Raw genomic sequence first — 11,890 nt, 5'->3', positions numbered from 1 at the left:
GTTCCTGTTTCCGGCAGCGCAGCCCACAGCGCCAGCGCAGCCAGTAGCTGCTGCGCCGCTAGGCCTGCGGCACCGCTGCGGCTGCTGCACGGGCGGCAGCCGGCAAGGCTCCGATGATGCGTTCCATGGCAGAATCGTCGTGCGCCGCCGAGAGGAACCACGCCTCGAAGACGCTCGGGGGCAAGTAGACCCCGGAGTCCAGCATGGAGTGGAAGAACGGGGCATAGCGGTAGACCTGCTGGCCCTGCGCCTGCTCGTAATCGTGCACCCCGTGCTCGGAGGTTCCGAAGGCCACGGAAAAGAGGTTCCCGGCGGTTTGGATGGAGTAGTCCAGCCCGGCGCCATCGAAGGCCTGCCGCACGGCGGCCTGCAGTTCCCTACTGCGGGCATCCACGTGGGCGTAGACCTCCTCGGTCGCGTGGGTCAACGTTGCGATGCCGGCGGCCATGGCCACCGGGTTCCCCGAGAGGGTTCCTGCCTGGTAGACGGGTCCCAGTGGGGACAGGTAGTCCATGACCTCGGCGCGGCCACCCAAGGCTGCGGTCGGCAAGCCGCCGCCAATGACCTTGCCGAAGGTGAACAGGTCGGGCGTCCAACCGTCGGAGGCCCCGGTGAGGCCCCAGTAGCCGCCGGGCCCGGTGCGGAACCCGGTGAGGACCTCGTCCAGGATCAGCAACGAACCGTGGGCTGTGGTGATCCGCGAGAGGGCTGCATTGAATCCCTCGGCCGGGGTCACGACCCCCATATTGGCCGGGGCGGCCTCGGTGATCACGGCGGCGATCCGCTCGCCGTGTTCGGCGAAGGCAGCCTCGACGGCTGCGACGTCGTTATACGGCAGCACCAGTGTTTCGGCGGCGGTGGCCGCGGTGACCCCTGCGGATCCGGGCAGGGCCAACGTGGCCAGACCGGAACCGGCTGCTGCCAACAGTCCGTCCAGGTGTCCGTGGTAGCAACCAGCGAACTTCACGATCAGGTCGCGTCCGGTATATCCACGGGCCAGCCTCACGGCGGTCATCGTGGCCTCGGTGCCGGTGGAAACCATGCGCAGGCGTTCAACGGCCGGAACCCGGTCGCTCACGAGTCGGGCCAGCCCGGCCTCATCGGGGGTCGAGGCTCCGAAGGACAACCCACGGTCCACCGCGGCGTGAACGGCTTCCTGGACTGCCGGGTGCCGATGGCCCAGCAGCGCCGGACCCCAGGAGCAGACCAGGTCGACGTAGTCGTTCCCGTCGGCGTCGGTGAGGTGGGCACCATCGGCGGCCACCATGAACGGGGGCACGCCGCCGACCGAGCCAAAGGCGCGGACCGGCGAGTTCACTCCCCCGGGCATCAGGGTCCGGGCGGTGTCGAAAAGTTCCTGTGAGGTGGTCATGGTTATTTTCCTTCCTTCAGCCAGCCCGCGAGTTCGGCGGCCCAGTAGGTCAAGACGGTGTCGGCGCCGGCACGGCGGATGGACAGCACGGATTCGGTGACGGCGGCGCGGCGGTCGATCCACCCGTTGGCTGCGGCGGCTTCGATCATCGCGTACTCACCGGAGATCTGGTAGGCCGAGACCGGGACCGGTGACATGGCGGCAACGTCGGCCAGGACGTCCAGGTAGCTCATGGCCGGTTTGACCATGACCAGATCCGCTCCCTCGGCCAGATCCAGTTCAACCTCATGGATGGCCTCGCGGCGGTTGGAGGCATCCATCTGGTAGGTGCGCCGGTCCCCGCTCAGCTGCGAATCCACGGCCTCACGGAAGGGCCCGTAGAACGCGGAGGCGTATTTCGCGGCGTAGGCCAGCACCGACGTGTCGGCCAGCCCGGCGGCATCCAGGGCCTGCCGGATGACGGCGACCTGGCCGTCCATCATCCCCGAGGGGGCGACCATATGGGCGCCCGCCTCGGCCTGGACGACGGCCATTTGCGCGTAGATCGCCAGGGTGGCGTCGTTATCCACGCGGCCCTCCTCGTCCAGGACTCCGCAGTGCCCGTGGTCGGTGAATTCATCCAGGCAGAGGTCGGACATGATGACAATATCGTCGCCGACTTCTGCCCTGACGTCGGCGATGGCCCGGTTCAGCACCCCCTCGGGGTCGATCCCGGCGCTGCCGGTGGCATCACGGTGGGCCGGGATACCGAACATCATGAACCCACCGAGCCCCAGTTCCACGGCCTCGACGGCTGCGCGTTTGAGCGAATCGGTGGTGTGTTGCACGACGCCGGGCATGGAGGTGATCGGTTGTGGTTCGGTGAGGTCCTCACGGATGAACGTGGGAAGGATGAGCTGGCGCGGGGCCAGATCGACTTCGGCGACAAGCCGACGCATGGCGGGGGTGGTACGCAGCCGGCGGGGCCGGTGGGCGGGGAAAGACATCGTGGCCTTCAGCTCTCTGCCCCGGGTGGCATGCGGGGCGTTCGTGGTCGGGGGTTCGTGGGTTCAGTCTGGGTGGTCGGTGGTGGCGGGTTCACCCGGTGGCGACGGATCGTGCACCGCGAACTCCCAAGCGTCGGCCAGCCCGGCCGGGGTGGGCGTGGAGGCGATGGCAGCAGGTTCCCAGCCGTTGCGGCGCAACTCCTCGGCGGTGGAGTCGCCGATGGCGATGGCAGCTACCGTGTCCGGTGGCGTGCCGACCAGGGCCAGGTAGCGCCTGACGATGCTCGGGGAGGTGAAGAACACGGCGTCCACTGACTCCGGGACACCTCCGTTCCGGGTCAACACTGCGGGTTCCACCAGGGGGGCAGGTGCCGGTTCGGCTTCCGGTGCGCGCAGACGACGCGATGGTTCGGCGGGGGCATCAACGGTGCGGTAGGCGGTGACGACGAAGGCGTCGGCACCCCAGTGGCGCATGCCGTCGGCCAGTGTGGAAGAGGCGATATCGGCTTGGGGCATGAAGACGGTGCTGCCGGGCCCCGGGCGGGAGATGGCGGGCCATTCGGCCAACATGCCACGCGCCGAGTGGTCGGTCTCCGGAGCAAATTCCACGGGCAGGCCAGCTGCCGTGGCCGCCCGGGCCGTTGCCTCGCCGACAACGGCGATTCGGGTCGGTTCCGGAACGGGTATCCCGCTTCCGGTGGCCGGGATTCCGCTGGGTTCTCTGCCAGCCGATCCCGCTCCAACCACGCCCAGTGCGGCGGAGCGCTGCTGCAAGGCCAGCACCGTGGTGCGCGAGGTGAGCAGGAGCCAGTCGAATCCGCCGTCGGCCAGGCGACGGATCCCGTCGTCGATCCCGGTGGTGTCCTCCGGGAGTTCAAAGTCGATCAGCGGGCACAGCAGGGTTGTCGCGCCACGGGCTGCCAGTTCGGCCACGGTGGGAGCGGACCGGTCAGCGCTGCGCAAGAGCAGCGCCGACCGTCCGGCCAACCATCGGCGATCGGGCACCTAAAGGCCCGCCATCCGGGCGGCCCCGGCGTCGAGTAGTTCCTCGGCCAGAGCGATCCCCACGGCCTGGGCGCCCTCGATGTCGAGGCGTTCGGTGGTGGCGCTACGTCGGATCCAGTCACTACCATCCGGGGCGCAGGCAACGCTGTCTAACCGCAATTCACCGTCGACGATCCTCGCCAGGGCGCCGATCGGTGCCGAGCAACCGGCCTCGAGTCGGCCCAGCAGGGCCCGCTCTGCGGTGATGGTCATCCGGGTTTCGGGGTCATCCAGGACCTTCAGTGCTGCGTCGACCTCGGAGTTGCCGGTGCCACCGGCACGGACCTCCACGGCCAACGACCCCTGCCCGGGCGCCGGGAGCATGATCTCGGGATCCAGGTACTCGGTGATGTGTTCGCCCAGGCCCAACCGTTCGAGTCCTGCAGCGGCCAGCACGACGGCGTCCAAGTCACCCTGGACACCGCGGCCCACCCCGCCGTCGTCCTCCGGTGTGGCCGAACCGGCGACCCGGCCCAGCCGGGTACCGACGTTCCCGCGGATGCCCACGATCTGCAGATCGGGCCGGGCAGCCTTCAGTTGGGCGCCCCGGCGCGGGGATCCGGTGCCGATTCTGGAGCCCGGTGGAAGCTGATCCAGCCTCAGCCCGTCCCGGGCGCAGAGCGCATCACGGACGTCGACCCGGACCGGCGTGGCCGCAATGACGAGGTCTTCTGGTTGGGCCGTGGGCAGGTCCTTGAGCGAATGGATCGCCACATCGCAGCCGCCCTCAAGCAGCGACATCCGCAGCGCGGCGGCGAACACCCCGGTGCCGCCGAGCTGGGATAACGGGCCGGAGGTGACGTCGCCCTCGGTTTTGACCCGGATGAGCTCATGCCCCTGCCCGGAAGCCGCGCTCAGGGCTTCGGCCACCGTGGTTGTCTGGGTCATGGCCAGCGCCGAACCACGCGTCCCCACACGGAAGCCGGGCTCCGTCGTCGTTCCCTGTCCGGTCATTTCCTCGCTCATGATGCGGGCACCCCCACCTCGGAGTCCACGGCGGCGATGGTCGGCTTGATCGTGCCGTCACGCATGATCTTGGAGCAGCAGTTGGGACGGCAGACATCGAACCAGGGGCCGAGCTCGACCTCGCTCTGCCGGCCTGCAAGCAGTGCCGAACCGTCGGGTCCGGCGATCCGTTCGGAGACCAGGTCCACGATGCCGCGGACAAACTTTTCGTGCGTGCCCGGGGTGGCTGCCCGGTTGAAGGCCAATCCCAGTTCCTCGCAGGTCTCCTTGGCTTCGGTATCCAGGTCCCAGAGGACCTCCATATGATCCGAGACGAAGCCGATCGGTACCACGACCACGCCTCCGGTGCCCGACGCGTGATAGTCGGCCAGCGCGTCGTTGATATCCGGTTCCAACCACGGGGTGGCCGGGGAACCCGAACGGGACTGGAAGACCAGTGAGTGTTCGAGGCCCGTGGCCTCGGGAACCTGGGCCAGGATAGCCTCGCCGACGGCCAGGTGCTGGGCCGAGTACACATCGGTGTCCAGTGTGGGCGCCAGATCCCGTGGGCCGGCGGCTTCGGCGTCGGAGAGCGGGATGGAGTGGGTGACGAAGACAATCCGTACCGGCGCCTCGGGCGTGCCGGCAGCGGCGAGCTGGGAGCGCACGTCGGCCAAACCGGCGGCCACACCTTCAGCGAAGGGGTCCACGAAGCCCGGGTGGTCGAAGTACTGGCGGACCTTATCGACCTCGAGGATGCCCTCGAGCCCGGTTTCGCGCAGGGCCACGCCCAGGTCTTCGCGGTACTGGCGGCAGCTGGAGTAGCAGGAGTAGGCGCTGGTGGAGAACATCAGCACCTTCCGGTGGCCGTCCTCGTGCAGGGCCTTGAGCGTCTCGGGGATGTAGGGGTCCCAGTTGCGGTTGCCCCAGTAGACGGGGATGTCGATCCCGCGGGAGGCCAGTTCGGCTTCCATCGCCGATTTCAGCGCCCGGTTCTGGGCGTTGATCGGGCTGATGCCACCGTTGGCCCGGTAGTGGGTGGCGACCTCTTCGAGACGCTCATCGGGGATACCGCGGCCGCGCGTGACGTTGCGCAGGAACGGGATGACGTCTTCCTGGCCTTCGGGGCCGCCGAAGGAGGCGAGCAGGATGGCGTCATAGGGTTTGGGTTCCATCCGCCCTGCGTCGTCGTAGCCGGTCCGCGGGTCGAAGGACTGCTCGGGCTGGCTCATCGCAGCACCTCGGCAACCTCGGCGGTGCTGATGCGTTTGCCGGTGTAGAAGGGGATCTCCTCGCGGACATGGTTCCGTGCCTCGGTGTAGCGCAGGTGGCGCATGAGGTCGACGAGATCGATCAGTTCGGGGGCTTCCAGGCCCAGCAGCCACTCCCAGTCGCCGAGCGCGAACGAGGCGACGGTATTGGCCTGGACCTGGGGGAAATCCTTGCCGAGCATGCCGTGGTCCCGCAGCATCTTGCCGCGCTGTTCACCCTCGAGCAGGTACCACTCGTAGGAGCGGACGAAGGGGTAGAAGCACAGCCACTTCTGCGGTTCCTTGCCCAGGGCGAAGGATGGTGAATGGTTCCTGGTGAATTCCGCATCCCGGTGTACTCCCATGGCGGAGAAGACCAGGGTGGTTTCGGCAAAGAGGTAAGTGCGCCGGATCTTGCGCACGGCCTCCTGCAGGCCATCGGGTTTCGGGCCATGCAACCACACCATGATGTCGGCGTCGTTACGCATCCCCGAGACGTCGTAGGTGCCGCGCAGGACGACGCCGGCCGTGGCCAGCTCGGTGACCAGGGCGTCAAAGGCTGCGACGCCTTCGCTGCGGTCCAGGTCGGAATCGCGTTTGAACACGGTCCACAGGGTATAGAAGAGCTCTTCCTCCGGGGCCTCGGACGTGCCGGTTTCGGTGGTGGAAGGTGCTTGGCTCACGGTGTGGCCTCAACTTTCTGCTGCTGGATATTTCGGTGGGGTCTTGGCGGCCGGTTGGCCGCAGTCAACTGGCGGTGATGGAGGTGCGGGCCCTCGTGTCGGCGACGACCGAGGCCAAACCGGTGCCGGCCAGCCAGGCGCCGACGACGTCGAGCCCCGGTTGTTCGGCCAGGGCGGCACGGAAGGCATCGACCCGGTCCCGGTGGCCGGTGGTGGCGAAAGGCAGGGCTGCGTCATAGCGGACCACGTCCCACCCGACCACATCGGCTGCCGAGAGCCGGACACCCATCAGGGTCGAAGCGTCGGAGATGGCGATATCGCCCAGGACGGAGTCGTCTGCGGGGATCGTGTCGGGGCCGTCGGAGAGGCGTCCGTAGGACAGCCGAAGCACATGGGTTCCCGGTCCTGCCTCGTCGGCGAGCCACCCCCATTTGGCCGTGGCATGGGTCAGGGCCTTTGCCGTGACACCGGGGGTTCCGGGAGCAACCAGCAGACCGGTGCCGCGTGGTGCCGCGTCGAGCTCCGGCTGGTCCACGACCAGCGTCACCAGCGCGATGCCGTGTCCGGTCTTCGGTCGCAGGGCGGCGGCATCGGGCAGGAGGCCGGCCAGTAGATCCACGGCGACCGGCCCGGGGGTGGCGATGATGACCCGTTCGGCGGTTTCGGGGGCCGCCTGGCCTTCGACGGTGACCTCCCAGTCGCCCTCGGAAAATCCTTCGGTGGGCGCCTTCCGAGCCAGGGACAGGACTGTGGATCCCACCTGCAGTCCGGTACCCGCGGTTTTCAGCTCGTCCAGCAGTGCCTCGATCAGTCGGTGCATGCCACCGGCCAGCCCGGCGACGGCCGAACCTGCCGGGGCCGAAGCCCGCAGTGCGGCGACGCCTCGAGCCAAGGAATGGTGTTTCACCATGGCGGCGCGTAGCCCGGGGGCGACCGTATCGACGTCCAGGGTGGTCGGATCGGCCGAATGCACTCCGGCAACGATGGGGGTCACCAGTCCGTCCAGGACTGCTTGGCCCATTCGGGCCTGAACGAGTTCGCCCAAACTGATGGGTTCCTTGGCCTGGCGTCGGGTCACCGGCATGGCCAGATCGGTGGCAGCCCGAACACAGCCTGCCGCACCGATCACCGCTTTAACGTCCTCGGCCCAAGGATCCGCGGGGATGCCCAGGAGGGCGGTGGCCGGCATCCGGAGGGCCCGGGGGCCACCCCGTTTGGCGTGATCGGCTGCGTGGTACAGCCAGGAACCTGCAGGATTCGGCGTCTGGATCGACGCCTCCAAGCCCAGTTCGGTGGCCAGCTCGGCGACGGCGGTGGAACGGACGGCGAAGGATTCGGCGCCCGCGTCGAGTTTCAGCCCAGCCACCTCATGGGATGCCACGCTTCCACCGAAGCGTGAGGAAGCGTCAAAGACGTCAACGTGGTGTCCTGTGAGCGAGAGTTCGCGGGCCGCCACGAGCCCGGCGATCCCTCCGCCGACCACGATCGCGCGGGGCGCCGAAGCATGGCCCGGAGTGCCGACGATCTTCTCGGCCTGCGTCATCCCTACGTCCTTTCCGCGCTGGAGACCCACGAAGGGTCCCCACCATTATCGCCCCGTGTCCTGATGATCAGGTGTGCACGAGATGTCAGCCTGCGGTCGGGGGGATCGAGTGGATGAGTTCCACCACCCGGGTCAGGACCTCGGGTTCGGTATCCGGGGGAACCCCATGTCCGAGGTTGACCACATGGCCGGGAGCGTGCGCGCCCGAGGCCAGGACGTCACGGACGTGGGCCTCGAGGACTTCCCAGGGGGCGGTCAGCAAGGCCGGATCGATATTGCCTTGCAGGACACTCTGTCCGCCGAGGCGTCGGTTGGCCTCGGCCAACTCCAGTCGGTAATCCACCCCCACCACGTCGGCACCGCAGTCACGCATCGCCGTCAGGAGTTCACCGGTCCCGGTCCCGAAATGCACGAGCGGCACGCCCAGGTCCTTGACCCGGGAGAAGGCCAGGGTGGAGGCCGGCGCGGCGAACTGCTCGTAATCGGCCAGCGACAGGCTTCCGGCCCAGGAGTCGAAGAGCTGGCCGGCACTGGCACCTGCTTCCAGCTGGGCGCGCAGGAACGCACCCGAGGCCTCGGCAGCCCATTCGGCCAGGGCGTTCCAGGTATCCGGGTCGTTGTGCATCATCCGGCGCGGGCCCAGGTGGTCCCGGGACGGTTTGCCTTCGACCATGTAGGCGGCAACGGTGAACGGGGCCCCGGCAAAGCCGACCAGCGGAGTGCTGCCGAGTTCGGCGACCGTCAGGGCCACCGCCTCACGGATGGGGTCCAGTGAGGCATCGGTGAGTTCGGGCAAGCGGGCCACATCGGCTGCCGTGCGTACCGGTTCGTCCAGAACCGGGCCGACGCCGGGAACGATGTCCACGCCGACCCCTGCGAGTTTGAGCGGGATGACGATATCCGAGAAGAAGATTCCCGCGTCCACCCCGTGACGGCGTACCGGCTGCAAGGTGATTTCCGAGGCCATCTCCGGGTTCAGGCAGGAATCGAGCATGTTTCCGCCTTCGCGGAGCTTGCGATACTCAGGCAGCGAACGTCCTGCCTGGCGCATGAACCATACGGGGCGCCGGTTGGGCACCCCGCCTCGGTAGGTCGTGATGAGATCGGATGAGGACGTACGCCCATCCATCAACGGGTGGCTAGCGCTCAAGGTCATGCTCCGATTCTGCCAAGTCCACCCACTGAACCGCTAATCCTTGCCACCTGCGAAGACCCTTCGTGGCCAACGACACGTTCTACGTCTCGTAAAAATCCTATTCTGGCCCGTCATTCCGGGGGATCCAGGCCCTCAGGTTAGGGCAGCCTGCATGTCCCGATGGGCACTCTAGCGGTACGATGTTGGACATTGTGGTTTTCCTAGCACTTGTCGCATCCCATTCTGATATCGACCTTGAAACGGTGGCCCGGCTGAGCGCCGCTTCCGACGGGGTCGCTTCTGCCGTGCTCGATGGCACGACCCCGGTCTCCGGCGCTGTCGTCTTGTCCACGTGCAACCGCTACGAGGTCTATTGCGAAGCCCCCGGCGAGACCGAGGTACCCGCGGCTCGTCAGGCAGTGATCGAACAGATCTCTGCCGCCTCCGGGCTGGCCGAGGATCAGGTCTCCCAGGCCTTGGAAACCAAGACAGCGGACGACGCCGTCTCCCACCTTTTCGCTGTCGGGGCAGGACTCGATTCGGCAGTCATCGGTGAACGTGAGATTGCTGGCCAGGTGAAGCGGGCCCTCATCGAGGCGCAGGCCACCGGTACGGCTTCCGGTCCCCTCGTGAGGCTTTTCCAGAGCGCCTCACGGACCGCCAAGGATGTGGGGACCCGCACCGCGTTGGGCGGCCGGGGCCTGTCCATCGTCTCGGTGGCCCTCGATCTTTCCGAGGACCTCTCGGTCGCGGCGTCCTGGTCGGAGCTCAATGTCGTCATCTTCGGTACCGGCGCCTATGCCGGCGCCACCATGGCCCGGCTGAAGGAACGCGGGGCCGCCAACGTTTCCGTCTACTCGGCTTCGGGCCGGGCCGATGCCTTCGTCGCGTCCCGCGGCGGAACGGCCATCGACGATGAGGCTCTGCCGACCGTCTTGCGTGAGGCCGACGTGCTGATCGGTTGCAGCGGCGGCGGGGTGCGTATCGATGCCGCCGAATTGCAGTCGTTGGACCGCAACGGGCGGCCCCTGGTGGCCATTGACCTGGCACTGACCCACGATGTGGACCCCGATGTCTCGGATCTGGACGGCGTCGAATTGATCACGCTGGAGTCAGTGCGCATGGCTGCTCCCGCCGAACAGTCAGAAGCCGTGGCCCAGGCCCGGGTCATCGTCACCGACGCTGCCGAGAAATTCGCCGGGCAGCAGCGCCAGCGCAGCGCAGATACCGCGATCGTCGCGCTCCGCAAGCACACCCAGAAGGTCCTCGAGACCGAAGTGCAGCGGGTCAGGGCCCAGCATGGTTGCACCGCGGCTGCCGAAGAAGTCGAATTCGCCATGCGCCGCATGATGCGCCAACTCCTCCATGTCCCCACCGTGAGGGCTAGGGATCTGGCCGCAGAAGGACGGCACGGCGATGTCGAGGATGCCCTCACCACCCTCTTCGGCATCGAGCTCGAAGAATCCCCGGCAGCCACCGGCCACCAGGCCGCGCCCGGGATCCGCGCCGAGGAACCAACCACCGGCCCGCCGGCGTTGCCCGCTACGGGTACCGACGGCCCGCCCTGCCCCGAACGCCGCGAATCCTAGCGTGCACGCCGGTGCTCCACCCCGCTGCTGACAGCCCCTAGTACATTGATTTTTCGGGTTCGATTTGTTCGACCCAGGCGGCGATGCCTCCGGCCAAATGCCGCACGTTGTCATAGCCCTGGTCGATCAGGTACTCGAGCACCTCGCCGGAGCGTCCACCTGATTTGCAGTGCAGGACCACCTCACGATCCCGCGGCAGACTGATGTCCCCTCCCAGCACTTGGGCGCGCGGAGCCAATTCGGCACCGTCGATGGACACGATCTCGGCCTCGCCCGCTTCCCTGACATCGATCAGGACAAAGTCCTTGCGCCCGGCGGCACGTGCTGCCAACAGCTCACGCAGGCCCAGCGGATCGATGGTCGGTAGTTCCTGGGCCGGTTCTCCCGCAGGGGTCATCCCGCAGAACGCCGGGTAGTCTTCCAGCAATTCGGCCGGTTGGACCGTTTCCGGGTCGGGACGCAAACGGATTTCCCGCCAGTTCATGGCCAGTGCGTCGAGGATGAGCACCCGGCCCAGCAAGGATTCGCCGATCCCGGTGATGAGCTTAATGGCCTCGGCGGCCATCACTGCCCCAATCTGTGCGCATAGCACCCCAAAGACGCCGCCCTCGGCGCAGGAGGGAACGCTTCCGGCCGGCGGCGCCTCGGGGTACAGGTCCCGATAGGTGGGGCCCTGACCGTTCCAGAAGACACTGACCTGGCCGTCAAAGCGCAGGATCGACCCCCAGACATAGGGTTTATTCAAGATCGCCGCCGCATCGTTGACGAGGTAGCGGGTGGCGAAGTTATCGGTCCCGTCCAGGATGAGGTCGTAGTCGGCGAAAATTTCCAACGCGTTGGTGCTGTCCAGGTGCACGTCGTGCAGGACGACGTCGGTGAACGGGTTGATCTCGGCAATGCTCTGCCGCGCCGACTCACCTTTGCCCTGCCCCACATTGGACATGCCATGGATGATCTGACGTTGCAGGTTGGAGACTTCCACGGTGTCGTCTTCGACGATACCGATTCTCCCGACGCCGGCGGCAGCCAGGTAGAGCAGTGCCGGGGAACCCAGCCCACCGGCACCCATCACGAGAACGCGGGAGTTCTTCAGCCGCCGCTGCCCCTCCAGGCCGACCTCGGGGATGATGATATGGCGTGAATAGCGCTTCAGTTCTTCCGGACCCAGCTCGACGGCTGGTTCAACGAGGGGGCCGGGGGCTGTTCGTATCGCATCCTGCATTTTCCCAGCTTAGTCCCAGCCGTGGATTACCCATGGGTAGAATGACTCCATCTGTAACGACGACGACGTTACGGAGGAGAGGCAGGCAGTGGAGCGCAGTCCAGAAAATTCTCAGCGGACC

Annotated in this window: 10 protein-coding genes; 1 reads left to right on the top strand and 9 read right to left on the bottom strand. The window is 67.2% G+C overall.

Features of this window, described 5'->3' with window-relative positions:
• Nucleotides 1–58 precede the first annotated feature (58 nt).
• The 8 genes from hemL to hemE all read right to left on the bottom strand — a co-directional run bounded on the left by hemL (nt 59) and on the right by hemE (nt 8,979).
• A complete protein-coding gene (hemL, locus tag FM101_RS11340; protein ID WP_086999663.1) occupies nt 59–1,372 on the bottom strand; it encodes a glutamate-1-semialdehyde 2,1-aminomutase in 1,314 nt (437 codons plus the stop codon).
• Nucleotides 1,373–1,374: 2 nt separating this feature from the next.
• The gene (hemB, locus tag FM101_RS11335; protein ID WP_086999662.1) at nt 1,375–2,358 is read right to left on the bottom strand and encodes a porphobilinogen synthase; all 984 of its coding nucleotides are present in this window, start codon (nt 2,356–2,358) and stop codon (nt 1,375–1,377) included.
• Between the two features lie 63 nt (nt 2,359–2,421).
• Complete coding sequence (locus FM101_RS11330) at nt 2,422–3,363, bottom strand: uroporphyrinogen-III synthase (RefSeq protein WP_086999660.1); 942 nt, start codon at nt 3,361–3,363, stop codon at nt 2,422–2,424.
• On the bottom strand, nt 3,364–4,368 hold the full coding sequence (hemC, locus tag FM101_RS11325) for a hydroxymethylbilane synthase (protein ID WP_241895429.1): 1,005 nt from the start codon (nt 4,366–4,368) through the stop codon (nt 3,364–3,366).
• Nucleotides 4,365–5,579 (bottom strand): ferrochelatase, encoded by a 1,215-nt coding sequence (locus FM101_RS11320; RefSeq protein WP_086999656.1) that lies wholly within the window; start codon nt 5,577–5,579, stop codon nt 4,365–4,367. The genes hemC and FM101_RS11320 overlap by 4 nt, the downstream gene beginning before the upstream one ends.
• The gene (hemQ, locus tag FM101_RS11315) at nt 5,576–6,280 is read right to left on the bottom strand and encodes a hydrogen peroxide-dependent heme synthase (RefSeq protein WP_086999653.1); all 705 of its coding nucleotides are present in this window, start codon (nt 6,278–6,280) and stop codon (nt 5,576–5,578) included. The genes FM101_RS11320 and hemQ overlap by 4 nt, the downstream gene beginning before the upstream one ends.
• A 64-nt stretch (nt 6,281–6,344) precedes the next feature.
• Nucleotides 6,345–7,823 (bottom strand): protoporphyrinogen oxidase, encoded by a 1,479-nt coding sequence (gene hemG / locus FM101_RS11310; protein ID WP_086999651.1) that lies wholly within the window; start codon nt 7,821–7,823, stop codon nt 6,345–6,347.
• Between the two features lie 85 nt (nt 7,824–7,908).
• Nucleotides 7,909–8,979, bottom strand: coding sequence for a uroporphyrinogen decarboxylase (gene hemE, locus FM101_RS11305; protein ID WP_086999649.1), 1,071 nt, complete (start codon nt 8,977–8,979; stop codon nt 7,909–7,911).
• Nucleotides 8,980–9,170: 191 nt separating this feature from the next.
• On the opposite strand from hemE, the gene FM101_RS11300 reads away from it, so the two are divergent.
• A complete protein-coding gene (locus FM101_RS11300; protein WP_087000041.1) occupies nt 9,171–10,547 on the top strand; it encodes a glutamyl-tRNA reductase in 1,377 nt (458 codons plus the stop codon).
• Nucleotides 10,548–10,584: 37 nt separating this feature from the next.
• Here the strand turns inward: FM101_RS11300 and moeB are convergent, their stop codons facing one another.
• Nucleotides 10,585–11,769, bottom strand: a complete 1,185-nt coding sequence (gene moeB / locus FM101_RS11295) for a molybdopterin-synthase adenylyltransferase MoeB (RefSeq protein ID WP_086999647.1) — start codon at nt 11,767–11,769, stop codon at nt 10,585–10,587.
• Nucleotides 11,770–11,890 lie beyond the last annotated feature (121 nt).

The sequence above is a fragment of the Arthrobacter rhombi genome (genome assembly GCF_900163545.1).
GTDB lineage: Bacteria > Actinomycetota > Actinomycetes > Actinomycetales > Micrococcaceae > Arthrobacter_H > Arthrobacter_H rhombi_A.
Note: the sequence above shows the minus strand (reverse complement) of the source record. Positions and strands in the feature narration are given on the sequence as shown.